This window comes from Seohaeicola sp. 4SK31 (assembly GCF_028802875.1).
Lineage (GTDB): Bacteria > Pseudomonadota > Alphaproteobacteria > Rhodobacterales > Rhodobacteraceae > Seohaeicola.
In genome coordinates, this window is record NZ_JARAMP010000010.1 from 1 (window position 1) to 24,398 (window position 24,398).

Below are 24,398 nucleotides of genomic sequence, written 5' to 3' on the forward strand. Positions count from 1 at the left end.
GGCACCCTGACCGGCCCCTCCGGCACCGTCACCTTCTCCGAGATCGAGAACATCGCCCTCGGCGCGGGCAATGACACCGTCACCGGCAGCGCGGGCAATGACGCCATCGACGGCGGCGCGGGCGATGACGTGCTGAACGGCGGCGCGGGCAATGACACGCTCGCGGGCGGCACCGGCAACGACGTCCTCGACGGCGGCGCGGGCGCGGATCTGCTCGACGGCGGCGACGGCAATGACACGCTGACGGGCGGCGACGGCAACGACACGCTCACCGGCGGCGCGGGCACCGACTCGCTGATCGGCGGGATCGGCAACGACACGCTGGACGGCGGCGAGGGCGCGGACATCCTGCGCGGCGGAGCCGGGACTGACTCGCTCGACGGCGGCGATGGGGATGACGTCATCTTCATGGGCGGCAATGACAGCGCAACTGGCGGCAGCGGAGACGATGTCTTCGCGCTGGATGCGACCGACCCGGCGACCGATATCAACATCACCCTCGACGGCGGATCGGACGGCACCAACGGCGCCGCAGGAGGCCCTGAGAATGGCGATGCCGGCGATATCCTCGACCTGTCCAGCGCGACGGCGCCTCTGACGGTTGATTTCAACCCGACCCCAGGGACCGGCACGGTCAACGGGCTTGATGCCGACGCGGCCACCGACATCACCTTCTCGGGGATCGAGCAGGTGGTGACCGGTGCAGGCAATGACACGGTGCTGGGCGATGACGCGGTCGATGCGATCAATGTCGATACCGGCGATGGCGACGATCAGATCGCGACCGGCGCAGGCGATGATACGATCACGGCAGGCGCAGGCGATGATGTCGTCGATGCTGGCACGGGGAATGACAGTGTCGATGGCGGCGCGGGCGATGATGTGCTCGACGGCGGCGACGGCGCGGACACGCTGAACGGTGGCGCGGACAATGACGTCCTCGACGGTGGTGCGGGCGATGACCTGCTCGACGGCGGCGACGGTTCCGATACACTGATCGGCGGCGACGGGGATGACAGCCTGGCGGGCGGCAGCGGGGCCGACACGCTGGAGGGCGGGATCGGCAACGACACGCTCAACGGCGGCGAAGGGATCGACAGGCTGACCGGGGGGGCGGGGGCAGATGTCTTCGTCGCGTCCGGAGATGCCGACATCATCACCGACTTCGACACGACCACCGGGATCGGCGATGACGTCCGCGAGAACAACGACTTCGTCAACCTGAAGCCCTACTACAACAACGAAACGCTTGCGGCGTGGAACGCGGCAAACCCGACAGAACAGTATGACAATCCGTTGGATCTGCTGCGCGCGGATCAGGCAGATGGGGTTCTGGATCTGGCAGGTGGCCTGGTCATCAGCAATGGGGGCGTCGCCGTCGCGGCCAACGAACTGAACTCGGAAAACACCGGCGTGGTCTGCTTCACGCGCGGCACCCACATCGCGACGACACAGGGCGAGATCCTGATCGAGAACCTCAAGGTGGGCGATCTGGTCCTGACCATGGATCACGGCTATCAGCCGATCCGCTGGATCGGGTCCACCCGTGTCGCGGCGGTGGGCAACCTGGCACCGATCCTGTTCCGCAAGGGCGTGCTGAACAACGTCCGGGACCTGATGGTCTCGCCGCAGCACCGGATGTTCCTGAACGGCTGGCAGGCCGAGGTTCTGGTGGGTGAACACGAGGTTCTGGCCGCCGCCAAACATCTGGTCAACGACAGCACCGTGCGGCGTGTCGAAGGGGGCGAGGTGGAGTATTTCCACATCCTCTTCGACACCCACGAGATCATCTTCGCCGAAGGCTGCCCGTCGGAAAGCTTCCATCCGGGCGTGGTCGGCTGGGGTGCCTTGGCCGAGGAATCGCGGCAAGAAATCGTCACGCTGTTCCCGCAGCTGGAGCATGGGAACTTCAACGCGTTCGGCGACAGTGCCCGTGTGACGCTCAAGCCGCATGAAGCGCGGATGCTCTTCGCGCAGCAGGGTGGCGTTGAATAACGCCACCCTCCGGGGGAAAGGGACCGCAGGTGATCGTCGAAGACACGCTCATTACCGTGTCGGCCCGCAGGGCGGAGCGCAGGGTGCAGGACCTGCGCATCGCCGACCTTGTCTACAATCCCCTGACCCGAACCTGTGACGAAATCGCGGATATCCTCTCGCGCGAGATCCAGCCCGGATCGACCGAAGCGCGGACCATCTGGCCGAAAGTCATCCCGGCGGGCAGTATCGCACCCATGCGCCCCCGCCGGGATCTGGCTGTCTCGCCGGGGCAGATCCTGATGACCCTGCGTCCGTCAGCAACAGATTCCCCCGTGGCGGGCGTGGTCGAGGTCAGGGCCGACAGCCTGAACGCCGTTGAGATGAAGGAAACCCGGCCGATCCGGTATTTTGCCATATTTTTCGACCGTCCCCGCTATCTTGATGCAGGCGGTGTCCTGGCCCGGGCCTTCACGCTTGAGGATGTCACCAGTGACCGATTTCGATAGCGCGACGCACCCTGCGGATCCGGCTGCCACGGGCACGGCAGAACCGCGGCGGATCGCGGCGGACCCCGCCAGCGCGGACATGAGCCGGGCAACACGGCGCCAGACCAGACCGGAATTTCCGGAACTCCACCCACCACGCCCCCAGAAGCAGACATCCCACAAGGCGGCTGTAGCGTCGATACCCGGCCGGATGCCGCTCTGGACCGCAGGTGTCTGGACAGCCTCGCCCCTGATGCGCAGCCTCATGGCGGGGATCGTCGCCGGCGTGGTCGCTGCGGCTGCCACAGTCTGGCTATTTGACAACATATTGCTGGCCATTCTGGCCTATGCGGTTTTCGGCGCTGTCGGAATTCTCGTGATGGCCCTAAAATAGCATCAACTGCCCTGCGGTTCAGCCGATCAATCACAGGGCACAACAGGAAAGGCAGGCAGCATCGGCACAGGTAACAAGTCACAACTATAAAAAATGAGCAGTAAAACATGCAGTTTGACCGACAGGACTACCGCCATGACTTTGGCGGTCTAGCGGTGCCGCTTGTGGCGCCAGAAACACCTACCCGGGCCGCGCCGCGCCATTGCTTCGCGCCCGATGCACGCATTGCCACCCTGATGGGCGAGCGTGAGATCGACAGCCTTGTCCCCGGCCAGATGGTTCTGACCAATTCAGGCCCGCGCTGTCCCAAAGTGACGCGGCTGACACAGACCGACGACAGCCTCGTGTGCCGCGTCCCTGCCGGCGCCTTCGGGCCGAATGTCCCGCTTCATGACCTGTGGCTGTCGCCCGACCAGCCCATCGCACTGCGGCTGGATCAGACTGTTCCGGGCCGCGTGCCGGTCACCCATCGCCTGACCAACCTTCTGACAATGTTCGGCAGCGAAACAGGGGCGACACCCAGGGTCATGCCGATGCCAGGGGCGATGATCCGGCTGGACTTCGATCAGCCTGCCGTCGTCTACATCTCGGGCCTGCCCGTCCAGATCGACGACACGGATCTCTAGCGCGGCACCGCGCGGGGCCAGCAAGTCCGCGCCGATCAGGGAACCGGGATGCCGCAGGCGCAACCCCTGCGGCACCCCATTTGCCATGCTACGGCGTCCCGACCCCGCGCCGCCGCGGGCCAAGGCGGATGCAACAAAACACCAACGCGCGGCTTGCGCGGCAGGCGCTTTTCAAAAATAGTCATCGCTCAAGGGGGACACCGCACCATGAGCCAGACATTCCGACATCCCGACATCCTCGAAATCGCAAGGACCGAGGGCAAGGTCACGGTCGAGGGTCTGGCAGAACGCTTCGGCGTGACGGTCCAGACGATCCGGCGGGACCTGACCGAACTGGCCGAGGCGGGCAAGCTGGAACGGGTGCATGGCGGGGCCATCCTGCCCTCGGGCGTCACCAATATCGGCTATGACGAACGCCGCCGCCTGAACGCCGCCGCCAAGGCCGCCATCGCCCGGGCCTGCGCGCAGGACATTCCCGAAGGCGCTTCGGTATTCCTCAACATCGGCACCACGACCGAGGCTGTGGCGCGCGAACTGCTGCACCACCGCAACCTGATGGTGGTGACCAATAACATGAACGTCGCCAATATCCTTGTCGCCAACCCGGAGGCCGAGATCATTCTGGCAGGCGGCGTCCTGCGGCGCACCGATGGCGGTCTGGTCGGCCCCCTCACCGCCAGCGTGATCGAACAGTTCAAGGTCGATCTGGCCGTGATCGGCTGTTCCGCGATGGATATCGAAGGCGATCTGCTGGATTTCGACGTGCAGGAAGTCAGCGTCAGCCAGTCGATCATCCGGCAGGCGCGCCGCACCTGTCTGGTGGCGGACCACTCGAAACTGCAACGCGCAGCCCCGGCCCGCATCGGTTCTTTGCGCCAGATCGACCGCGTCTATACCGACCACCCCTTCCCGCCCGACCTGACCCGCGCCTGTGCCGATTGGGGCACCGAAATCACGGTTTGCGTCAGCAGTCAGACCTGATACGCCTAAAAAACAGGCAAGACGCACAGGGTTTACGCGCGGAAATGAGCCCGTTTCGCGATTTTCATTTGGTGAACAGGAGGTTGACGGGCCATCTTTGCAAAGACCGCTCCCTCCTCTAACGTGGACCCATGGACAAACAAAGCCGTTTCTTTGACGAGATGTTCGACAGCGCCGGTCAGGCCCGACAGCCGTATTCGCGCTACAATGAATGGTTCCAGACCGAGGATATCAAACACCTCCGGCGGAAATCCGAAGAGGCAGAGGCGTTTTTTCGCCGTATAGGGATCACCTTCAACGTCTATGGCCAGCAAGAGGCCGACGAGCGGCTGATCCCCTTCGACGTGGTCCCGCGCATCATCTCGGCCCGTGAATGGGCGCGGCTGGAAGACGGGATCGCACAGCGTGTCCGCGCCATCAACGCCTTCCTGCACGACATCTATCACCGTCAGGAAATCTTGCGCGCGGGCCGCGTCCCCGTCGAACTGATCGCGCGGAACGAGGCGTTCCTGCCCCAGATGATCGGGGTGAACCCGCCCGGCGGGGTCTATACCCATATCGTCGGCACCGACCTTGTCCGCACCGGCGAGAATGAATTCTATGTGTTGGAAGACAACGCCCGCACCCCCTCCGGCGTCAGCTACATGCTGGAAAACCGCGAAACCATGCTCCAGATGTTCCCGGAACTCTTCACCCGCCTGAAGGTCCGGCCCGTCTCCAGCTATCCGCAAAACCTGCGCCGGTCCCTGTCCGACTGCGCGCCCCCCGCCTTCAACGGTGACAAACCCGAAGTGGCGGTGCTGACACCCGGCATCCACAACTCGGCCTATTTCGAACACGCCTTCCTCGCCGATCAGATGGGCGCGGAACTGGTGGAAAGCCACGATCTGCGCATCGAAGGCGGCCGCGTCTGCATGCGCACCACACGCGGCTACAAACCCATCGACGTGCTCTACCGCCGCATCGACGACGACTACCTTGATCCGCTGAACTTCAACCCCAACTCGCTTCTGGGCGTGCCCGGCATCATGGATGTCTACCGCGCGGGCGGCATCACACTGGCCAACGCCCCCGGCACCGGCATCGCCGACGACAAGGCGCTCTACAGCTATATGCCTGATATCGTAGAGTTTTACACGGGCGAGAAATCCATTCTCCAAAACGTGCCCACATGGCGCTGCGCCGATGCCGACAGCCTGAAATACGTCATCGACAACCTCTCCGAACTGGTGGTCAAGGAAGTGCACGGCTCGGGTGGCTACGGCATGCTGGTCGGCCCCGCCGCCAGCAAGCGCGAACTGGCCCGGTTCGAGAAGAAACTGCGCGCCCGCCCCGCCAATTACATCGCGCAGCCGACACTGGCCCTGTCCACCGTGCCGATCATGACCAAGCGCGGCCTTGCCCCGCGCCATGTGGACCTGCGCCCATTCGTGCTCGTCTCGCCCAACAAGGTGCAGATCACACCGGGCGGCCTCACGCGCGTCGCGCTCAAGGAAGGCTCGCTCGTGGTGAACTCGTCGCAGGGCGGCGGCACCAAGGATACATGGGTTCTGGGGGACTGACGCGATGCTGGGAAAAACCGCAGGCGGACTGTTCTGGATGTTCCGCTATCTTGAACGCGCCGAAAACATCGCCCGTCTGGTCGAGGCGGGGTGGCGCATCGCCCTGACCCGGTCAGGCGATACGGAAAACGAATGGGAATCGGTCGTCACCACCGCAGGCATGCGCGCGGTCTATTGCACCAAATACGATGACTTCGAGGCATCGCATGTCATCAACTACCTGCTGCGCGACCCGGAGAACGCCTCCAGCGTGATGTCCGCGATGAACGCCGCCCGCTCGAATGCCCGCCTTGTCCGCACCGCCCTGTCCTCCGAGGTCTGGGAAGCGGTCAACGAATGCTGGATGGCGGTCAAGGCCGCTCTCGCGCGCCCCGTGACCGAACGCAACCTGCCCGAGGTGCTGTCGATCATCCGCACCCGCAGCGCCGTGGTGCGCGGCGCATTGCACGGCACCATGCTGCGCAACGAGATCTACAATTTCTGCCGCATGGGCACCTTCCTCGAACGCTCCGACAACACCGCGCGCATCCTCGATGTCAAATATTACGTCCTGCTGCCCTCCGCCTCCTTCGTCGGTTCCAGCATGGACAACGCCCAATGGGAAAACATCCTGCGCTCGGTCTCGGCGGAACGCTCCTTCAGCTGGCTGCATGGTGGCGAGACAACCCCCCAAGGCATCGCGCAATTCCTGATCCTCGACCGCCGCGTGCCCCGGTCCATGGCCTTCTGCTGCTCCAAAACGCGCGAGCAGCTCTCCCATCTGGAAGGCGAATACGGCGCGCGCCAACCCTCGCAGGATCTGGCAGACCGGATGTGTCGCCGTTTCGACCAGCCCATTACCGCGATTTTCGAAGAGGGGCTGCACGAATTCCTCGACGCCTCGATCCGCGATACCGCCGCGCTCGCCAGCCAGATCGAGCAGGATTTCCGCTTTTACGGTTAGGATGATGCCATGCGATTGAAGATCAGCCACGTCACCACCTACACCTATGACAGCCCCGATCACTATGCGCTGTTGCAACTGCGCATGACGCCGCGCAGCGGGCATGGGCAAAAGGTGCTGGACTGGACCACCAGCGTCACCGGCGGCACCAAGGAGCTGTCCTTTCTGGACCAATATGCCAATCAGGTCGACCTGCTTCTGGTCAACCGCGACGCCACCACCGTGGAAATCCGCAGCGAAGGCACGGTCGAGGTCGAAGACCGCGCCGGCGTCATCGGCCCCAATAACGGGCTGGCCCCGGTCTGGCTGTTCACCTCCTCCACTCCCGCCACCGCCCCCGGCCCGCACTTGCGCAAACTGGCGACACAGGCCCGCAGGCTGGAGGCCGAGAACGATCTGGACCGGATGCACCGCCTCTCCGCGCTGATCCTGCAAACAGTGCCATGGGTCACCGGACGCACGGATTCCTCCACCACCGCCGAAGCCGCACTCGAAGCCTGTGAGGGCGTCTGTCAGGACCACGCCCATATCATGATCGCCGTGGCGCGGCTTCTGGGCTATCCGGCCCGCTACGTCTCGGGCTACCTGATGATGGAGGGGCAGGTTCAGCAGGACGCCAGCCACGCATGGTGCGAGATCTGCCTCGATCCCCTGGGCTGGGTCGGCTTCGACGTGTCCAACGGCCTCTCGCCGGATGATCGCTATGTGCGCGTGGCGCTGGGGCTGGACTATGCCGATGCCGCCCCCGTGCATGGTCACCGCATGGGCAGCGGCATGGAATCGATGAATGTCCACTTGCAAGTGGCGCAGCAGCCTGATCAAACACAAGGCCAATCGGGCCAGGCCCAGCAGCAAACCTCCTCCTGAAGCGCGCGCGCTATTTTCGGATACGTTCCATGACCTACTGTGTCGGTTTCACCCTTGATCGGGGTATCGTCTTCATCTCGGACACCCGCACCAATTCGGGCGTCGACAATATCTCGATCTTCCGCAAGATGACGATCTGGGAAGACCCCGGCGACCGCTGCATCACTCTTCTGGCGGCGGGCAATCTGGCCACGACGCAGGCCGTCGTCAGCCTGCTGGAAGAACGCTCCAAAAGCCCGCAGGACCGCGCGCCCAGCATCATGGCCGCCGACAGCATGTTTCAGGTCGCCACCCTGATCGGCAGCACCCTGCGCGAGGTGATCTCGACCCATGCCATGACCGGCCAGCGCGCCGATGCGACGTTCAACGCCACGCTGCTGCTCGGCGGTCAGGTCAAGGGCGGACAGCAGCGCCTGTTCCTGATCTACCCTGAGGGGAACTTTATCGAGGCCAGCAGTGACACGCCGTTCTTCCAGATCGGCGAGACGAAATACGGCCGCCCCATCCTGTTGCGCGCCTATGATCCTGACATGACCTTTGAAGAGGCGGTGAAACTCCTGCTCGTTTCCTTTGACAGCACGATCAAGGCGAACCTCTCGGTCAGCCCGCCGCTGGATATCCATATCTACGAAAAAGGCAGCCTCCGCCAAGGCCGCACCCTGCGCGTCGAAGCCGACGATCCCTATTTTCAAGAGATTTCAAGCGGCTGGGGCGTCGCCCTGCGCGAGGCGTTTTCCAAACTCCCCGCCTTCCACTTCGCGCCTGAGTGACAGGCCAAACCCAGCCCCGCCAAGGCCCCAAGCCATGACGCGGCACCCGCTTCATCTTGCCCCAAATACTCGTCAACAGGGGCATCAGGCGCAAACAGCGCTTATATTATCCTGTCCATAACGCCACAAAAAATCCGAAAAATACCGCTAGAGTTGTGATTACTCCATCACGGCCCGACAGACCCCGGATGCCGGATCACCGCCGTCGCCTCGATCTCGACCAAGGCCTCATCCTCGACCAGACCGGCCACCACGACCATCGTCATGGCCGGGAAATTGCGCCCCAGCACCCGGCGATAGGCTTGGCCCACCTCGGCTTGCCGCGCCAGATACTCCTTCTTGTCGACCACATACCATGTCAGCCGCACCAGATCCGCCGCACTGCCTCCGGCGGCCTCCACCACCGCCATGATGTTGCGCAGGGCCTGTTCCATCTGGCCGATGAAATCATGCGTGCGAAAGACCTGATCCGCATCCCAGCCGATCTGCCCGCCCACATACAATGTGCCATCCGCGGTCAGCACCCCGTTGGCATAGCCCTTCGCCGCGGCCCAGCCTGCGGGCTGAATGATCCGATGTGCCATCACTCTTTTCCTTTTACCTGAAATTCCAATGCCTTGCGCAATGCGCCAGACCACGGGACAGATCGCCCGTCTGGCCCGACATGGACCAATGTCGATGACGCCGTCAGACGCAGTTCCGCGCCGCACCGCGCCGCGAAAGCCAGATCCAGACTGCTCCGCCCCAGCCTTGTGCAGACCAGCGTGATGTCAAGCCAATCGCCCAGACGGCTCGGCGCGTTGAACACCGTGTCGATCCGCGCCGTCGGCACGGCATGCCCCTGATGCAGCGCCTCAAAGGGGCAACCCAGCACCTCGTCGAAAAAGCATTCGACCGTGTCGTTCAGCATCTCGAAATAGCGCGGATAGAAAACGATCCGCGCCGGATCGCAATCCTTGAACATGACCTTGCGGCGATGAACATAGGCCATGCCTCAGACCCCCAGATAGCGGTTGGCCAGATCGGCCGTCAGATCGGCCGGCCGCCCGGTCCAGACCGATTGCCCCCGCTCGATGATGACGGCGCGATCCGCAATCTTGTTCAACTCTCTCAAGGCCTTGTCGACCACAACTATCGCAAGTCCACTGTCGCGTTTCAGCGTGGCGATGGCCGCCCAGATCTCCTGCCGCACCACCGGCGCCAGCCCCTCTGTCGCCTCGTCCAGCAGCAACAGACGCGGATTCGTCATCAGCGCCCGTGCAATCGCCAGCATCTGCTGCTCGCCCCCTGACAGCGACGCCGCCCGCTGATCGCGCCGCTCCTCCAGCCGCGGAAACAGCTGCGCCACGCGGGCCAGATCCCAATGCCCCGGCCGCGCACTGGCGATCAGGTTCTCCTCCACCGTCAGTGGCGCGAAACAACGCCGCCCCTCCGGCACCAGCCCCAGACCCAACCGCGCCGCCCGAAAGGACGGCAACCGCAGCAGGTCATGCCCGTCAAACGTCACCGTCCCGCCCATCGCAGGCACCATCCGGCAAATCGCGTGGATCGTCGTCGTCTTGCCCATCCCGTTGCGCCCCATCAGGGCCACGACCTCGCCCTCGGCCACGCTCAGACTGACGCCGAACAACGCCTGCGAGGACCCGTACTGCACCGCCAGATGATCCACCGATAACAGCGTCATGCCGCGTCCTCCTCACCCAGATAGGCGCGCCGCACCTCCGGGTTCGTCCTGATCTCCGCCGCCGTGCCCGTGGCGATGATCTGGCCATAGACCAGCACCGAAATCCGGTCGGCCAGCGCAAAGACCGCATCCATGTCATGCTCGACCAGAAGGATCGGCGCTTGCGCGCGCAGCCCGTCCAGAAACCCCGTCAGGCGTTTCGACCCGCCCGCGCCCAAGCCCGCCATCGGCTCGTCCATCAGGAACGCCCGCGGCTTCAACGTCAGGGCCACCGCCACCTCCAGCTGCCGCCGCTGCCCATGGGACAGTTCCGCCGTGCGCGTGGCCGCATGATCCTGCAACCCCACCCGCTCCAGCGCCTCGCGCGCACGCTCCACCAGCGCGGAGTCCTTCATCACGGGCCGGAAAAACCGCATCACATCGCCCCGCGCACCCAAGGCCCCCAGCACCGCGTTCTGCAACACCGTGAACTCCATCGCCAAGGCCGAGATCTGGAACGTCCGCCCCAGCCCCAGCCTTGCCCGCGCCACCGTATCCAGCGCCGTCACGTCCTGCCCCAGAAAATGCACCGTCCCGCTGTCGGGTTTCATATTGCCCGCGATCTGCTTGATCAGCGTGGATTTTCCCGCGCCATTCGGCCCGATCAGCGCGTGAATCTCGCCCGGCCTCAGGTCAAGGCTGACATCGCTCGACGCCTTCAACGCGCCAAAGGATTTGCTGATCCCGCGCGTCTGCAACAAGGGCTCAACCATGCGCCACCTCCCGCCCGGCCAATGTGCCGATCAACCCGCCCCGCGCGAACAGCACCACGGCCAGCAGCAACAGACCAAGGAAAATCTGCCAATAGTCGCTGACCCCGCCCAGAAGATGCTCCAGCAGAATATAGAGCGCGGCCCCAACCACAGGACCGTAAAGCCGCCCCACCCCGCCAAGGATCACGAAAATCATGATCTCGCCACTGGTGTGCCAACTGAACATCGTGGGGCTGATGAACCGGTTCAGATCCGCGAACATCGCCCCCGCCAAGCCGGTGATCGCCCCCGAGATCACGAACGCCACCAGCCGCAGCCGGAAAGGCGCGATCCCCACAGTTTCCACCCGGTCCGCATTCTGCCGCGCCGCCGTCAGCGCCAGCCCAAAAGACGACCGCGCCAGCCGTGCCGAAAACCACAGCGCCAGCCCCAGCACCACATAGGACAGGATCAGGAACTGCACCGGCACCAGCGTGTTCAGCCCCGGAAAACTGTTGCGCACATAGATCGACAGCCCATCCTCGCCGCCATAGGCCGGCCAGCCAATGGTGAAATAGTAAAGCATCTGCCCGAAGGCCAAGGTGATCATGATGAAATACACGCCCGAGGTCCGCAGGCTCAGCACCCCGATCAGCAGCGCGGCAAGGGCGGAACTCACCATGGCAACCAGCCAGATCACCGGCATGGATTTCGTGCCCTCGATCAGGATCGGCCATTCCGCAATCGGATCAAAGACCTGCGCATGGCTGGCCAGAATACCCATCGCATAGCCGCCGATCCCGAAGAACGCCGCATGGCCGAAACTGACCAGCCCGCCCAATCCCAGCGCGATGTTCAGCCCCACCCCGGCCAGCGCCAGAATGGCCACCTTGGTGCACAGCGTCAGGATATAGGCCTGCCCCGTGGACCATGCCCAGAACGGCACCAGCACCAGCAGGAATGTCAGGGCCGCGTTGATATATGTCTCACGCGTCATCTCAGGCGCTCCCGTACAGGCCCGACGGGCGGACAATCAGCACGACCGCCATCAGGATATAGATCAGCATCGACCCCAGCGAGGCACCGATCGTGGTCGCCGCCGACGGGTCCATGAACAGCGCGAAGAACCGCGGCAACAGCACACCGCCCATCGTATCGGTCAGTCCCACCAGCAACGCGCCCACCAGCGCGCCCTTGATCGACCCGATCCCGCCAATGACGATCACCACGAAGGCCAGGATCAGCACAGGCTCGCCCATACCCACCTGCACCGACTGGATTGCCCCCACCAGCGCCCCGGCCAGTCCGGCCAGCGCCGCGCCCAGCGCAAAGACCAGCGTGTAAAGCCTTGATATGTCGATACCCAGCGCCGCGATCATCTCGCGATCAGCCTCGCCTGCGCGGATCTGGATGCCGATGCGGGTGCGCGCGATCAGCGCGAAAAGCCCCCCGGCCACCACCAGCCCGGCCACGATGATGGCAAGACGATAAAGCGGATACTGGATGCCTCCCGGCAGCGTGACCGGCCCCGACAGATAGCTTGGCACATCCAGATACAGCGGGAACGACCCGAACACCCAGCGCGTGCCTTCCGACAGGATCAGGATCAGCGCAAAGGTCGCCAGCACCTGATCCAGATGGTCGCGCTTGTAAAGCCGCCGGATCACCGTCAACTCGATCAGCGCCCCCGCCGCCGCAGCAGCAGCAAGGCTGGCCATCAGCGCCAGCACAAACGACCCCGTCAGCCCCGCCACCCAAGCCGCGGCAAAGGCGCCGATCATGTAAAGCGATCCATGCGCCAGATTGATCAGGCCCATCACGCCGAACACCAGCGTCAGGCCCGCCGCCATCAGGAACAGCATGATCCCGAATTGCAGCCCGTTGAGCATCTGTTCAGCGAAAAGCAGAAACGTCATGAGGTCCGTCCGCTTGGGTTGAGAAAAGAAACCCCGCGCGCGCAGGACGCGCGGGATGGATCAGACTGCGGGGTTCCGGCCCTTGCGGACCGGAACCGTCTCACTGATTACATCTTGCACTCGGCCGCATAGGCATCGACATGATCTTCCAAGGCAGTGCCGATGATCTTGTTCGTAAAGACATCGCCCTCCTGAATGACCTCACGGACATAGATGTCCTGAATCGGGTGGTTGTTGTTCCCGAACTTGAAGTCGCCCCGCGTGCTGGCAAAATCGGCTTCTTTCAGCGCAGCGCGGAACGCCTCCTTGTCCGAGATATCGGCCTTGCCCATGGCCGACAGCAGCAGGTTCGCCGTGTCATACCCCTGCGACGCATAGAGCGAGGGCAGACGTCCGTATTCCTCCTGAAAGGCCGCGACAAAGGTCTTGTTCGCCTCGTTGTCCAGATCCTTGCCCCATTGCGAGGTGTTCACCACACCCAGCGCTGCCGCACCCACGGCCTGCAAGATGCCTTGGTCAAAGCTGAACGCCGGTCCCACCACGGGCAGGCCCACGCCGCTGTCGGCATATTGCTTCATGAAGGAAATCCCCATCCCGCCCGGCAGGAAGAAGAACACCGAATCCGCCCCCGAAGCGCGGATCTGCGCGATCTCGGCCGCGTAATCGGTCTGACCCAGCGTGGTATAGACCTCACCCGCCAGCTCGCCCTTGTAGAACCGCTTGAACCCCGTCAGCGCATCGGTCCCCGCCGGATAGTTGGGTGCAAGGATGAACGTCTTGGCATAGCCCGCATTGCTGGCATAAGCCCCCGCCGCTTCATGCAGGTTGTCATTCTGCCACGCCACGTTGAAATAGTTGGGATGGCACCCCGCCCCCGCCAGCGCGGACGGCCCCGCGTTCACCGACAGATAGATCTTGTCCTGCGCCACAGCCGACGGCACCACCGCCATGGCCAGGTTCGACCAGATGATGCCCGTCAGCACATCCACATTCTCGGCCTGGATCATCTTGTCGGCCAGCTGCACCGCCACTTCGGGCTTTTGCTGGTCATCCTCGATCACCACCTCGACAGCATCGCTGCCCGACAGTTTCAGCGCCAGCATGAAGCCGTCGCGCGCATCGATCCCAAGGCCCGCACCGCCGCCCGACAGCGTGGTGATCATGCCCACCTTCACCTTGCCATCGGCCATGGCCGCTCCCGCCGCCAGCATGGCCGTCGTCGCCAGCATCGCCAGTTTCATCAGTGTCATCGTGTCTTTCCTCCGTGTTGACCCGTTCGGGCTTGTGATTTTCGGTCGTTCAGAACGCCTTGAACGTCGGTGTGGTCAGGGTGCGCTCCACCCCGTCGATATCCAGCAGGTGATCATTGATATACAAACCCACATCGTCACCTTCAGGAATATACAGCTTCATCAGAAGGTCAAACGCCCCCGATGTCGAGTAAAGCTCGGAATGGATCTCGCGCAGCACGATCTGCTCCGCCACCTTGTAGGTCATGCCGGGACGGCACCGGATCTGCACGAAAACACAGGTCACGCCTGCCCCTCCTTCAACCGGAACCGCTGAATCTTGCCGCTTTCCGTCTTGGGCAGCGCCGCGCAGAACACGATCCGGCGCGGATACTTGTAGGGCGCGATCTGCGCCTTGACGTGATCCTGCAAGGCTTTCGCCGTCGCATCCGACGCCTCTCCCCCCTCACGCAACACCACATGCGCCTGCACGATGGCCCCGCGCTCTTCGTCCGGCACACCGATCACCGCACATTCCGCCACATGCGGATGCGCCAGCAACGCCGCCTCGACCTCCGGCCCCGCGATATTGTAGCCGGACGAGATGATCATGTCGTCATTGCGCGCCGCGAAATGCAGATAGCCATCCTCGTCCATGACAAAGGCATCCCCCGTCACGTTCCAGCCGCCCTGCACATATCCCGCCTGCCGGTCGTCCGCCAGATAACGGCACCCCGTCGGCCCCCGCACCGCCAGACGCCCCACCTGCCCGCGCGGCACCTCGGCCCCCTCCGCGTCGATCACTTTTGCCTCATAGCCCGTCACCGGCCTGCCGGTGCAGGCCGGGCGATGATCATCGAACCGGTTGGTGATGAAGATATGCAGCAACTCCGTCGCCCCGATCCCGTCCAGCATCGGCTTGCCGGTCTTGGCCATCCACTCCTCATACACGGGCGCAGGCAAGGTCTCTCCCGCCGACACCGCCGCCCGCAGGGATGACAGATCCGCGCCCTGCTCCATCGCCGCCAGCATGGCGCGATAGGCGGTCGGCGCCGTGAAACACACGGTCGCGCGGTATTTCTGGATGATCTCGATCATATGGGGGGGCGAGGCATTCTCCAACAACGTCGCCGCCGCCCCGAAGCGCAACGGAAACACCGCCAGACCGCCCAGCCCAAAGGTAAAGGCCAAGGGCGGCGAGCCGACAAAGACATCCTCCGGCACAACGCCAAGAACCTCCTTCGCATAGCCATCCGCGATGATCATGAGATCGCGATGAAAATGCATCGTCGCCTTGGGCGCGCCCGTGGTCCCGCTTGTGAACCCCAACAGCGCCACATCATCGCGCCCCGTCGGCACCGCGTCGAACTGCACGGGCTTCTCCAGCGCCAGCCGGTCCAGTTCCGCGTCATGGTTCGACGTGCCGTCAAAACCGACCACCCGCTTCAGAAACCCCGAAGACGCCGCACACCCCTCCATCTCCGCCATCAGCCGCGTGTCGCACAACGCATGGCTGATCTCGGCCTTGTCCACGATCTTGCTCAACTCGCCCGCGCGCAGCATCGGCATCGTGTTCACCACCACCGCCCCCGCCTTGGTCGCGGCCAGCCAGCAAGCCACCATCGCCGGGTTATTGGCCGACCGGATCAGCACCCGGTTGCCCGGTTTCACCCCCAGATCATCCACCAGCGCATGCGCCAGACGGTTGGTCCAGTCGGCCAGTTCCTTGTAGGTCCGCCGCCGCCCGTTCCCGATCAGCGCCGTCCGGTCCCCGAACCCACGCGCCACCATCGCATCGGTCAACTCCACCCCGGCATTCAGCCGTTCGGGATAGTCAAAGCCGTCCAGCAGGAAATCGGGCCATTGGTCCGGGGGCGGCAGATTGTCCCGCGTGAAGGTATCGACATGCGCGCTTGGTCCCAGCATCTCAAATCACTCCCCCTGAAAGGCGCCCATCGCCTGCCGCGCGATCACGACTCGCTGCACGTCGGACGCGCCCTCATAGATACGCAGCGCCCTGATCTCGCGGTAAAGCCGCTCCACCACGGCACCCGACCGCACCCCGTCGCCACCATGCAACTGCACCGCCATGTCGATCACATGCTGCGCCTCATCCGTGGCAAAAAGCTTGGCCATCGCCGCCTCGCGCGTCACCCGCGGCGCCCCCGCATCCTTGGCCCAGGCCGCCCGATAGACCAGCAGCGCCGCCGCATCGACCTTCAATGCCATATCCGCCACATGCCCCTGCACCATCTGCAAATCGAACAGCGGCGCGCCCTGCACGCGGCGGTCCTGCACACGGGCCAAAGCCTCGTCCAAGGCGCGCCGCGAAAAGCCCAGCGCCGCCGCCGCCACGGTCGAGCGGAACACATCCAGCACACCCATCGCGATGCGGAACCCCTGCCCGCGCTGCCCGATCAGCGCAGAGCCCGGCACCCGCACCCCGTCAAAGCGCAACCTTGCCAGCGGATGCGGCGCAATGGTCTCCAGGCGCTCCACCACCTCAAATCCCGGCAGCCCCGCCGGCACCACAAAGGCCGACAGCCCCCGCGCACCGGGTGCCTCACCCGTGCGGGCAAAGACGGTATAGACATCCGCGATCCCGCCATTGGAAATCCAGGTCTTTTCCCCGTTCAGCACAAAGCCATCCCCATCGGCCTCGGCCGTCATGGTGGAACTGGCCACATCCGATCCCGACTGCGGCTCGGTCAGCGCAAAGGCCGAAATCGCCCGCCCCTCCCGCGTCCGGGTCAGCCATTCCTCTTTCTGGCGGTCCGTCCCGAACAAGGACAGCGCCCCTGTCCCCAAGCCTTGCATGGCAAAGGCGAAATCCGCCAACCCGTCATGCCGCGCCAAGGTCTCGCGGATCAGGCAGAGGCTGCGCACATCCAGCGCCCCCTCCATCGCGCCAGAATGGCGCAGCCAGCCACCCTGACCCAGCATGGCGACCAGCGCCCGACAGGCCGCATCCGTATCCGAATGATCCACCGCCCCCAGATGGGCCGCACACCAGGCCTCCAGCGCCCCCGCCAATTCGCGATGCCTGTCCTCAAAGAAAGGCCAGTCCAGAAACGACCGATCAGCCATGACGCGCCGCCCCCCGTTTCATCTTGCCAAAAATACTCAAATCCATCGCTCAATCCCCCGCAAACACAGGTTTTTCCTTCGCAACAAAGGCCTCATAGGCCCGCACGAAATCCTGCGTCTGCATGCAGATCGCCTGCGCCTGCGCCTCGGCCTCGATGGCCTGATCGATCGACATCGACCATTCCTGCGCCAGCATGGTCTTGGTCATCATGTTCCCAAAGCCGGGTCCCGCCGCGATCCGCGCCGCCATCTCCTGCGCCGCCGTCTCAAGCTGATCACCGGGCACCAGCCGGTTGAAGAACCCCCAACGCTCCGCCTCCTCGGCGGTCATCACGCGGCCCGTATAAAGCAGCTCCGCCGCCCGCCCCTGCCCGATGATGCGCGGCAGGATCGCGCAAGCGCCCATATCGCAGCCCGCCAACCCCACACGCGTGAACAAAAACGCCGTCTTCGCCTCGGGCGTGCCGATCCGCAGGTCCGACGCCATGGCGATGATCGCCCCCGCCCCCACGCAAACCCCGTCCACCGCCGCAATCACCGGCTTGCCGCAATTCACGATCGCCTTGACCAGATCCCCGGTCATCCGCGTGAACGCCAGCAATTCCTTCATGCTCATCTTCGTCAGCGGCCCGATGATGTCATGCACATCCCCGCCCGAGCTGAAATTGCCCCCGTTTGACGCAAAGACCACCGCCTTGACGTCATCCGCATAGACCAGATCCCGGAACCAGTCGCGCAACTCGGCGTAACTCTCGAAGGTCAGCGGATTCTTCCGCTCAGGCCGGTCCAGCGCAATCGTCGCAATCCCCCCCTCGATCCTGCACAGGAAATGCTGCACATCGCTCCGCATCGCACTCATTCGCTCGCTCCCTTGTCATCCAGTCTCTGCGCCAGCGTCCGCAGCCGCGCCGCATAGCTCCGCGCCTCATCCGCGCTCAACTCGGCCAGCATCGCGTCGATCCAGCCCTCATGCTCAGCCGCCTGCCGCGCAAAGACCTCCGCCCCCTTGGCCGTCAGCCGCACCAGCGTCGCCCGCCGATCCCCTGCCACGGGCACCCGCATCACCAGCCCATCCTCGGCCAGCCGGTCCACGATGCCCGTCACATTCCCGTTCGACACCCGCAGCACGCCCGACAGCGCAGACATCCGCAGCCCCTGCTCGTTCCGGCTCAGCGCCGCCATCACGTCAAAGCGCGGCAGCGTGCTGTCAAACTCGGTCCGCATCCGCTCGCGCAACTCCGCCTCGATCTTGCGCGTCACCGCCAACAGCCGCAGCCACAGCCGCAGCCGCTGCTTCGATCCCTGCTCGGCCGGGCGGATATCAGGCGTCGCACTCATATCTCGCCCCCCGACACCGCCAGCGCATGCCCGTTCACCATCGACGCGCCGGGCGAGGCCAGAAACATCACCGCCGCCACCACCTCATCCGTGGAAATCAACCGCCCCATCGGATTGTCGCTGACCACCTCGGCCAAAGCCGCCTCCCGGCTTAACCCAAACCGCTCAGACACCGCCGTTACAGCCGCCTCGGCCAGATCCGTATCCACGAAACCGGGGCAGACCGCGTTGCAGGTGATCCCCTTGCCCGCCACATCCAGCGCGACCGACCGCACCAGCCCCAAAACCCCATGTTTCGCCGCCGCATAGGCCGGAATCCCCGCGCCCCCCTTCAGGCTCGCGGTCGAGGCCATGGCGATCAGCCGCCCGCCCGGCCCCATCCCCCGCAAGGCCTCGCGGAACAGCAGGAACGTCCCCGTCATGTTCACCGCCAGCGTGGCGTTCCAATCCGCCAAGCTGACCCCCTTCAGCTTGCCCGCCACCCCGCCGCCCGCATTGGCGATCACCACATCATAGGGCGCATCAAACAACGCCTGAACCGCCGCCTCGTCCGTCACATCGGCGGTGCGGCAGTCCATCGCAAAGCCCTCCGCCGTCTCCTCCAAGGCCTCCAACCGCCGCCCGACAACGGTCACCCCGTCGCCTGCCGCCGCAAAGGCCCGCGCCACCGCCCGCCCGATGCCTGACCCGCCGCCTGTGACCAGAACCCGGCGTGTCATACCTTGCCCACCTGTTCCGCGCCGCGTTCGGCCAAGCGCATCGCCTGATCCCGCCCCGCCAGATAAGGCAGCGGCCAGCGCGCCTGCGTGTCGCCCAAGGCCACCCCCGCATGCAGCGTCCAGTAAGGATCGGCCAGATGCGGCCGCGCCAGACAGACCAGATCGGCACGCCCCGCCATCAGGATCGAATTCACATGATCCGGCTCATAGATATTGCCCACCGCCATGGTCGCCAAACCCGCCTCGTTGCGGATGCGGTCGCTGAACGGCGTCTGGAACATGCGCCCATAGACAGGCCGCGCCTCGGTCGAGGTCTGCCCCGCCGACACGTCGATGATGTCCGCACCCGCCGCATGGAACATCCGCGCGATCTCGACCGCCTCTGCTGGCGTCACGCCATCATCGCCCGCCCAGTCATTGGCCGAGATCCTGACCGCCATCGGCTTGCCCGCAGGCCAGACCGCCCGCATCGCCGCGAACACCTCCAAGGGCCAGCGCATCCGGTTCTCCAGACTGCCGCCGTATTCATCCGTCCGCACATTCGACAGGGGCGAGATGAAGGACGACACCAGATACCCATGCGCCGCATGCAATTCGACCATGTCGAACCCGGCCCGCGCCGCCATCTCGGTCGCCGCCACGAATTCCACTGTCACCCTGTCCATATCGGCACGGCTCATCTCACGCGGCACGGCATTATTCTTGGACCACGGAATGGCCGAGGCTGACATGACCTCCCAATTCCCTGCCACCAGTGGCGCGTCCATCTTTTCCCAGCCCAGCTGCGTCGATCCCTTGCGCCCGGAATGGCCGATCTGACAGCAGATCTTGGCCTCCGTTTCCGCATGCACGAAATCCACCAAGCGCCGCCACGCCGCCTCATGCTCCGGCGTATAAAGCCCCGGACAACCGGGCGTGATCCGCCCTTCCGGCGACACGCAGGTCATTTCCGTATAGACCAGCCCCGCGCCACCCTTGGCGCGTTCGGCATAATGCACGAAATGCCAATCGGTCGGGCACCCCTCCACCGCCTTATACTGGGCCATGGGCGACACCACGATCCGGTTCGCCAAAGCCATATCCCGCAACCTGAACGGTGCGAACATCGGCGCGCGCAGCGGCGCATCCTCAGGCACGCCCGCCTGAGTCTGGAACCAGCGTTCCGCCGAGGCCAGCCATTCCGGGTCGCGCAGGCGCAAATTCTCGTGGGAAATCCGCTGGCTGCGGGTCAGAAGCGAGTAATTGAACTGCACCGGATCAAGGTCCAAATACCGCTCCACCTCCTCGAACCACTCCAGCGAATTGCGCGCCGCCGATTGCAGCCGCAACACATCCAGCCGCCGCTCGTCCTGATATTTGACGAAGGCCTGTTCCAGCGTGGGCTCGGTATCCAGATAGGTCGCCAGCGCAATCGCACTGTCCAAGGCCAGCCGTGATCCCGATCCGATCGAAAAATGCGCCGTCGCCGCCGCATCCCCCATCAGCACCACATTCTGATGATGCCAATGCTCGCAATTCACTCTTGGGAAGTTGATCCAGACCGCCGATCCGCGCAGGTGATTGGCATTCGACATCAATTGATGCCCGCCCAGATGCCCCTCGAAAATCTTCCGGCAGGTCTCGACCGTCTCTTCCTTGGACATGTCGGCAAAGCCCCACTTGTCCCATGTGGCCTGCGTGCATTCCACGATGAAGGTCGCGGTCTTGTCGTCGAACTGATAGGCATGCGCCCAGACCCAGCCATGCGGGGTTTTCTCGAAAATGAACGTAAACGCATCGTCAAACTTCTGATGCGTGCCCAGCCAGATGAACTTGCACAGGCGCGTATCCACATCCGGCTTGAAATGTTCCGCCCATTGGCTGCGGACGCGGGAATTCAACCCATCCGCCGCCACCACCAGATCATAGTTTTTCGCGTAATCCTCGACCGGGCCGACCTCGGTTTCGAACTGCAAGTCCACACCCAATTCCCGGGCCCGCTCCTGCATGATGGTCAGCAGCTTCATCCGCCCGATGCCGGCAAAGCCATGCCCGCCCGACACCGTACGATGCCCGTCATGGACCACGGCGATATCGTCCCAATAGGCAAAGTTTTCGCGGATCGTCGCCGCACTCACCGGATCATTGGCCTCAAGATTGCCCAAGGCATCATCCGACAGCACCACGCCCCAACCGAAGGTGTCATTGGCGCGGTTGCGCTCGAACACGGTCACTTGCGTGTCAGGCTGGCGCAGCTTCATCGAGATGGCGAAGTAAAGCCCCGCCGGGCCGCCCCCAAGACATGCGATCTTCATTCCGCGTCATCCTTCCCTCAGCTCATGGGGAAAGCCTATCCGCCCTCGATTATATTTCAAGCATAAATGTTTTAAGTATGAAATAAATTCTCAACCGTCGCCCTTGCGGCCTGCTGTGACGGGCAAACGTTAAAAAGTGGTAAACGCAGACGCGTAACCCTTTGATATTGCTTGAACCGGAAAATGTCCCACGGTGGGACAGCCCCGCCCCTGATTGCCAGCAGCCCCCAGACATCCTAGACTGGCGGCTCCAGCAGAAGGGCGCGCCCATGTCCCATATCTTCCCCCGCCATTCCCGCCAAAGCCCGCCCACCGTCGCAGGCGGCGAAGGCTGCTACCTGATCGATTCGACCGGCAAGCGATATCTCGACGGATCAGGCGGCGCCGCAGTCTCCTGCCTCGGCCACGGCGACAAGACCGTGATCGACGCGATCAAGGCGCAACTGGACAAGGTCGCCTTCGCCCATACCGGCTTCTTCACCTCCGACCCCGCCGAGCAACTGGCCGACCTGCTGGTCGAACACGCCCCCCAAGGCATCGACCGCGTCTATCTGGTCTCCGGCGGCTCCGAAGCGACCGAGGCCGCGATCAAACTCGCCCGGCAATACTGGGTCGAGAAAGGCCAGCCCCAGCGCGGCCGCCTGATTGCCCGGCAGCAAAGCTATCACGGCAACACCATCGGTGCCCTGTCCGCAGGCGGCAACGCATGGCGCCGCGCGCAGTTCGGCCCCCTGTTGCTGGACGTCAGCCATATCCCGCCCTGCTACGACTACCGTCTGCGTCACGACGGAGAAAGCCGCGAGGATTACGCCCTGCGCGCCGCCAACGCGCTGGAGGACGAGTTGCTCCGCGTCGGTCCCGACACCGTCATGGCCTTCATGGCCGAACCCGTGGTGGGCGCCACCGCAGGCGCGCTGCCCCCCGCCCCCGGTTATTTCAAACGCATCCGTCAGATCTGCGACAAATACGGCATCCTGCTGATCCTGGACGAGGTGATGTGCGGCATGGGTCGCACCGGCCATCTTTTCGCCTGCGAGGAGGACGGCATCGCCCCCGATATCATCTGCATCGCCAAAGGTCTGGGCGCAGGCTACCAGCCCATCGGTGCCATGCTGTGCAGCGCCGAGATCTATGACACCATCGCGGCAGGCAGCGGCTTCTTCCAGCACGGGCACACCTATATCGGCCATCCCGCCGCAGCGGCGGCGGGGCTGGCGGTCGTGTCCTCCATCCTTGACCGTGGCCTGATCCCGCGCGTCAGGGCACAGGGCGACAAGCTGGCCGCACGGCTGGAAGCGCGCTTCGGGCAGCACCCGCATGTGGGTGACATCCGCGGCCGCGGCCTGTTCCGCGGCATCGAACTGGTGGCGGATCGTGAGACGAAAGCCCCCTTCGATCCGGCGCGCGGCATCGCAGGCAAACTCAAGAAAGCGGCCTTCGATGCGGGTCTCATCTGCTATCCAATGCAGGGCACGATTGACGGACGACAGGGCGACCATGTGCTGCTCGCCCCGCCCTTCATTATCGAGGATGCACAACTGGACGAATTGACCGAGAAACTGTCTATTGCGCTGGATTGTGTCTTGGCGGCCTAATCCAGTATTTTTATTAATATAAATCATTATCTTACACGAATTCGCACGGGCATTTACCCATGCGCCACGCTGTTCCTGCGTTGCACTTTGGAAAAATGCCGCTAGGGTTGTTATCAAAAGATAATCTTGGGTTGCTAATTAAAACCCAGAGGCAGGCATCCAAAGGCAAGACGTCTCTCGACACACGAGCTTTGAAAAAAGGGAGACCACCAATGAAAATGCTCAAAGCCGCATCCCTGACTGCGGTCGTCGCGCTCAGCGCGCAGATGGCCACCGCACAGGAACAATTCATCACCATCGGCACAGGTGGCCAGACCGGCGTCTACTACGTCGTCGGCCAGTCGATCTGCCGTCTGGTCAACCGTGGCACCGCTGATCACAACCTGCGCTGCACGGCGCCTTCGACCGGCGGTTCCATCGCGAACATCAATGCAATCAAGGCCGGCGACATGGACATGGGCGTCGCCCAGTCGGACTGGCAGTTCCATGCCTATAACGGCACCTCCGAATACGAAGGTGACAAGTTCGACAAACTCCGCGCGGTCTTTTCCGTGCATGGCGAACCCTTTACCGTGCTGGCACGCGCCGATGCGGGGATCACCGATTTCGCCGATCTCAAGGGCAAGCGCGTCAACGTCGGCAACCCCGGCTCTGGCCAGCGCGCCACGATGGACGTGGTGCTGAACGCATTGGGTTGGTCCATCGACGATTTCGCCATGGCGTCCGAGCTTCAGCCGTCGGAACAGGCGGCGGCCCTGGGTGACAACAAGGTCGATGCCATCGTCTATACCGTGGGCCACCCCAACGGCTCGATCCAGGAGGCGACCTCGACCGTCGACTCGCGGCTGGTCAATCTGACCGGACCGGAAATCGAGGCGCTGATCGCGGACAATCCCTACTATGCCAAGGCCACGATCCCCGGCGGGATGTATGCAGGCAACGACAACGAGACCACGACCTTCGGCGTCAAGGCCACTTTCGTGACCTCGGCCGATGTGGATGACGAGGTGGTCTACACCGTCGTGAAGGCGGTGTTCGACAACTTCGACCGCTTCAAGGGTCTGCACCCCGCCTTCGCCAATCTGACCGAGGAAGAGATGATTGCGAACGGCAACAGCGCCCCGCTGCATCCGGGTGCCGAGAAGTACTATCGCGAGCGCGGCTGGATCCAGTAAGCGCCATGGCGTCCTGACTCCGGGC

General features: G+C 63.9%; 25 protein-coding genes. 11 read left to right on the top strand and 14 right to left on the bottom strand.

The window, feature by feature from the left end; translation table 11 throughout:
- From PVW27_RS09835 to PVW27_RS09875, 9 genes are all read left to right on the top strand, one after another.
- Positions 1 to 1,995, top strand: a 1,995-nt coding sequence (locus PVW27_RS09835) for a Hint domain-containing protein (protein ID WP_274557292.1), incomplete at its 5' end; no start/stop codon positions are given.
- Positions 1,996 to 2,024: 29 nt separating this feature from the next.
- Entirely contained in the window at positions 2,025 to 2,483 is a 459-nt protein-coding gene (locus PVW27_RS09840; RefSeq protein WP_274557294.1) for a Hint domain-containing protein, read from the top strand.
- Positions 2,467 to 2,856 carry a hypothetical protein gene (locus tag PVW27_RS09845; protein WP_274557296.1) on the top strand — a complete coding sequence of 130 codons (390 nt, stop codon included), beginning with the start codon at positions 2,467 to 2,469 and terminating at the stop codon, positions 2,854 to 2,856. The genes PVW27_RS09840 and PVW27_RS09845 overlap by 17 nt, the downstream gene beginning before the upstream one ends.
- Before the next feature lie 107 nt (positions 2,857 to 2,963).
- A complete protein-coding gene (locus tag PVW27_RS09850) occupies positions 2,964 to 3,482 on the top strand; it encodes a Hint domain-containing protein (protein ID WP_274557298.1) in 519 nt (172 codons plus the stop codon).
- Positions 3,483 to 3,689: 207 nt separating this feature from the next.
- The gene (locus PVW27_RS09855; RefSeq protein ID WP_274557299.1) at positions 3,690 to 4,463 is read left to right on the top strand and encodes a DeoR/GlpR family DNA-binding transcription regulator; all 774 of its coding nucleotides are present in this window, start codon (positions 3,690 to 3,692) and stop codon (positions 4,461 to 4,463) included.
- A gap of 131 nt (positions 4,464 to 4,594) precedes the next feature.
- On the top strand, positions 4,595 to 6,025 hold the full coding sequence (locus tag PVW27_RS09860; protein ID WP_274557301.1) for a circularly permuted type 2 ATP-grasp protein: 1,431 nt from the start codon (positions 4,595 to 4,597) through the stop codon (positions 6,023 to 6,025).
- Between the two features lie 4 nt (positions 6,026 to 6,029).
- Positions 6,030 to 6,968 carry an alpha-E domain-containing protein gene (locus PVW27_RS09865; RefSeq protein WP_274557303.1) on the top strand — a complete coding sequence of 313 codons (939 nt, stop codon included), beginning with the start codon at positions 6,030 to 6,032 and terminating at the stop codon, positions 6,966 to 6,968.
- Between the two features lie 9 nt (positions 6,969 to 6,977).
- Positions 6,978 to 7,835 (top strand): transglutaminase family protein, encoded by an 858-nt coding sequence (locus PVW27_RS09870; RefSeq protein WP_274557304.1) that lies wholly within the window; start codon positions 6,978 to 6,980, stop codon positions 7,833 to 7,835.
- Between the two features lie 29 nt (positions 7,836 to 7,864).
- Entirely contained in the window at positions 7,865 to 8,605 is a 741-nt protein-coding gene (locus PVW27_RS09875) for a peptidase (protein ID WP_274557305.1), read from the top strand.
- A gap of 167 nt (positions 8,606 to 8,772) precedes the next feature.
- On the opposite strand, the gene PVW27_RS09880 is transcribed toward PVW27_RS09875, so the two are convergent.
- The 14 genes from PVW27_RS09880 to PVW27_RS09945 all read right to left on the bottom strand — a co-directional run bounded on the left by PVW27_RS09880 (position 8,773) and on the right by PVW27_RS09945 (position 21,603).
- Complete coding sequence (locus tag PVW27_RS09880; RefSeq protein ID WP_274557306.1) at positions 8,773 to 9,189, bottom strand: RidA family protein; 417 nt, start codon at positions 9,187 to 9,189, stop codon at positions 8,773 to 8,775.
- Positions 9,189 to 9,596 (bottom strand): acyl-CoA thioesterase, encoded by a 408-nt coding sequence (locus PVW27_RS09885; RefSeq protein ID WP_274557308.1) that lies wholly within the window; start codon positions 9,594 to 9,596, stop codon positions 9,189 to 9,191. Before PVW27_RS09885 ends, PVW27_RS09880 begins: the two co-directional genes overlap by 1 nt.
- Positions 9,597 to 9,599: 3 nt before the next feature.
- Positions 9,600 to 10,289 carry an ABC transporter ATP-binding protein gene (locus tag PVW27_RS09890; protein ID WP_274557311.1) on the bottom strand — a complete coding sequence of 230 codons (690 nt, stop codon included), beginning with the start codon at positions 10,287 to 10,289 and terminating at the stop codon, positions 9,600 to 9,602.
- Positions 10,286 to 11,041, bottom strand: coding sequence for an ABC transporter ATP-binding protein (locus tag PVW27_RS09895; protein WP_274557312.1), 756 nt, complete (start codon positions 11,039 to 11,041; stop codon positions 10,286 to 10,288). The genes PVW27_RS09890 and PVW27_RS09895 overlap by 4 nt, the downstream gene beginning before the upstream one ends.
- The gene (locus PVW27_RS09900) at positions 11,034 to 12,017 is read right to left on the bottom strand and encodes a branched-chain amino acid ABC transporter permease (RefSeq protein ID WP_274557314.1); all 984 of its coding nucleotides are present in this window, start codon (positions 12,015 to 12,017) and stop codon (positions 11,034 to 11,036) included. The genes PVW27_RS09895 and PVW27_RS09900 overlap by 8 nt, the downstream gene beginning before the upstream one ends.
- 1 nt (position 12,018) lies before the next feature.
- Complete coding sequence (locus PVW27_RS09905) at positions 12,019 to 12,936, bottom strand: branched-chain amino acid ABC transporter permease (protein WP_274557315.1); 918 nt, start codon at positions 12,934 to 12,936, stop codon at positions 12,019 to 12,021.
- Positions 12,937 to 13,043: 107 nt separating this feature from the next.
- Positions 13,044 to 14,186, bottom strand: a complete 1,143-nt coding sequence (locus PVW27_RS09910) for an ABC transporter substrate-binding protein (RefSeq protein WP_432762071.1) — start codon at positions 14,184 to 14,186, stop codon at positions 13,044 to 13,046.
- A gap of 49 nt (positions 14,187 to 14,235) precedes the next feature.
- Positions 14,236 to 14,472: an Lrp/AsnC ligand binding domain-containing protein gene (locus PVW27_RS09915; protein ID WP_274557316.1), complete on the bottom strand. Its 237-nt coding sequence runs from the start codon at positions 14,470 to 14,472 to the stop codon at positions 14,236 to 14,238.
- Complete coding sequence (locus PVW27_RS09920) at positions 14,469 to 16,091, bottom strand: AMP-binding protein (protein ID WP_274557317.1); 1,623 nt, start codon at positions 16,089 to 16,091, stop codon at positions 14,469 to 14,471. Before PVW27_RS09920 ends, PVW27_RS09915 begins: the two co-directional genes overlap by 4 nt.
- Before the next feature lie 6 nt (positions 16,092 to 16,097).
- Complete coding sequence (locus PVW27_RS09925; protein WP_274557318.1) at positions 16,098 to 17,252, bottom strand: acyl-CoA dehydrogenase family protein; 1,155 nt, start codon at positions 17,250 to 17,252, stop codon at positions 16,098 to 16,100.
- 49 nt (positions 17,253 to 17,301) lie between these two features.
- Positions 17,302 to 18,102 carry an enoyl-CoA hydratase family protein gene (locus PVW27_RS09930; protein ID WP_274557516.1) on the bottom strand — a complete coding sequence of 267 codons (801 nt, stop codon included), beginning with the start codon at positions 18,100 to 18,102 and terminating at the stop codon, positions 17,302 to 17,304.
- A gap of 5 nt (positions 18,103 to 18,107) precedes the next feature.
- On the bottom strand, positions 18,108 to 18,590 hold the full coding sequence (locus tag PVW27_RS09935) for a MarR family winged helix-turn-helix transcriptional regulator (protein WP_274557320.1): 483 nt from the start codon (positions 18,588 to 18,590) through the stop codon (positions 18,108 to 18,110).
- Entirely contained in the window at positions 18,587 to 19,309 is a 723-nt protein-coding gene (locus tag PVW27_RS09940; protein ID WP_274557322.1) for an SDR family NAD(P)-dependent oxidoreductase, read from the bottom strand. The genes PVW27_RS09935 and PVW27_RS09940 overlap by 4 nt, the downstream gene beginning before the upstream one ends.
- The gene (locus PVW27_RS09945) at positions 19,306 to 21,603 is read right to left on the bottom strand and encodes a bifunctional salicylyl-CoA 5-hydroxylase/oxidoreductase (RefSeq protein ID WP_274557324.1); all 2,298 of its coding nucleotides are present in this window, start codon (positions 21,601 to 21,603) and stop codon (positions 19,306 to 19,308) included. Before PVW27_RS09945 ends, PVW27_RS09940 begins: the two co-directional genes overlap by 4 nt.
- Positions 21,604 to 21,872: 269 nt before the next feature.
- Here PVW27_RS09945 and PVW27_RS09950 point away from each other — a divergent pair, with 269 nt between their 5' ends.
- Positions 21,873 to 23,198: an aspartate aminotransferase family protein gene (locus tag PVW27_RS09950; protein ID WP_274557325.1), complete on the top strand. Its 1,326-nt coding sequence runs from the start codon at positions 21,873 to 21,875 to the stop codon at positions 23,196 to 23,198.
- Positions 23,199 to 23,410: 212 nt separating this feature from the next.
- Positions 23,411 to 24,373, top strand: coding sequence for a TAXI family TRAP transporter solute-binding subunit (locus tag PVW27_RS09955; protein WP_274557326.1), 963 nt, complete (start codon positions 23,411 to 23,413; stop codon positions 24,371 to 24,373).
- Positions 24,374 to 24,398: the final 25 nt, after the last annotated feature.

Excerpts from the sequence above, each read along its gene's own strand:
- PVW27_RS09850 (WP_274557298.1), top strand. The coding sequence starts at position 2,964 with ATGCAGTTTGACCGACAGGACTACCGCCATGACTTTGGCGGTCTAGCG.
- PVW27_RS09855 (WP_274557299.1), top strand. The coding sequence starts at position 3,690 with ATGAGCCAGACATTCCGACATCCCGACATCCTCGAAATCGCAAGGACC.
- PVW27_RS09860 (WP_274557301.1), top strand. The coding sequence starts at position 4,595 with ATGGACAAACAAAGCCGTTTCTTTGACGAGATGTTCGACAGCGCCGGT.
- PVW27_RS09865 (WP_274557303.1), top strand. The coding sequence starts at position 6,030 with ATGCTGGGAAAAACCGCAGGCGGACTGTTCTGGATGTTCCGCTATCTT.
- PVW27_RS09870 (WP_274557304.1), top strand. The coding sequence starts at position 6,978 with ATGCGATTGAAGATCAGCCACGTCACCACCTACACCTATGACAGCCCC.
- PVW27_RS09875 (WP_274557305.1), top strand. The coding sequence starts at position 7,865 with ATGACCTACTGTGTCGGTTTCACCCTTGATCGGGGTATCGTCTTCATC.
- PVW27_RS09880 (WP_274557306.1), bottom strand. The coding sequence starts at position 9,189 with ATGGCACATCGGATCATTCAGCCCGCAGGCTGGGCCGCGGCGAAGGGC.
- PVW27_RS09885 (WP_274557308.1), bottom strand. The coding sequence starts at position 9,596 with ATGGCCTATGTTCATCGCCGCAAGGTCATGTTCAAGGATTGCGATCCG.
- PVW27_RS09890 (WP_274557311.1), bottom strand. The coding sequence starts at position 10,289 with ATGACGCTGTTATCGGTGGATCATCTGGCGGTGCAGTACGGGTCCTCG.
- PVW27_RS09895 (WP_274557312.1), bottom strand. The coding sequence starts at position 11,041 with ATGGTTGAGCCCTTGTTGCAGACGCGCGGGATCAGCAAATCCTTTGGC.
- PVW27_RS09900 (WP_274557314.1), bottom strand. The coding sequence starts at position 12,017 with ATGACGCGTGAGACATATATCAACGCGGCCCTGACATTCCTGCTGGTG.
- PVW27_RS09905 (WP_274557315.1), bottom strand. The coding sequence starts at position 12,936 with ATGACGTTTCTGCTTTTCGCTGAACAGATGCTCAACGGGCTGCAATTC.
- PVW27_RS09910 (WP_432762071.1), bottom strand. The coding sequence starts at position 14,186 with ATGACACTGATGAAACTGGCGATGCTGGCGACGACGGCCATGCTGGCG.
- PVW27_RS09920 (WP_274557317.1), bottom strand. The coding sequence starts at position 16,091 with ATGCTGGGACCAAGCGCGCATGTCGATACCTTCACGCGGGACAATCTG.
- PVW27_RS09925 (WP_274557318.1), bottom strand. The coding sequence starts at position 17,252 with ATGGCTGATCGGTCGTTTCTGGACTGGCCTTTCTTTGAGGACAGGCAT.
- PVW27_RS09930 (WP_274557516.1), bottom strand. The coding sequence starts at position 18,102 with ATGCGGAGCGATGTGCAGCATTTCCTGTGCAGGATCGAGGGGGGGATT.
- PVW27_RS09935 (WP_274557320.1), bottom strand. The coding sequence starts at position 18,590 with ATGAGTGCGACGCCTGATATCCGCCCGGCCGAGCAGGGATCGAAGCAG.
- PVW27_RS09940 (WP_274557322.1), bottom strand. The coding sequence starts at position 19,309 with ATGACACGCCGGGTTCTGGTCACAGGCGGCGGGTCAGGCATCGGGCGG.
- PVW27_RS09945 (WP_274557324.1), bottom strand. The coding sequence starts at position 21,603 with ATGAAGATCGCATGTCTTGGGGGCGGCCCGGCGGGGCTTTACTTCGCC.
- PVW27_RS09950 (WP_274557325.1), top strand. The coding sequence starts at position 21,873 with ATGTCCCATATCTTCCCCCGCCATTCCCGCCAAAGCCCGCCCACCGTC.
- PVW27_RS09955 (WP_274557326.1), top strand. The coding sequence starts at position 23,411 with ATGAAAATGCTCAAAGCCGCATCCCTGACTGCGGTCGTCGCGCTCAGC.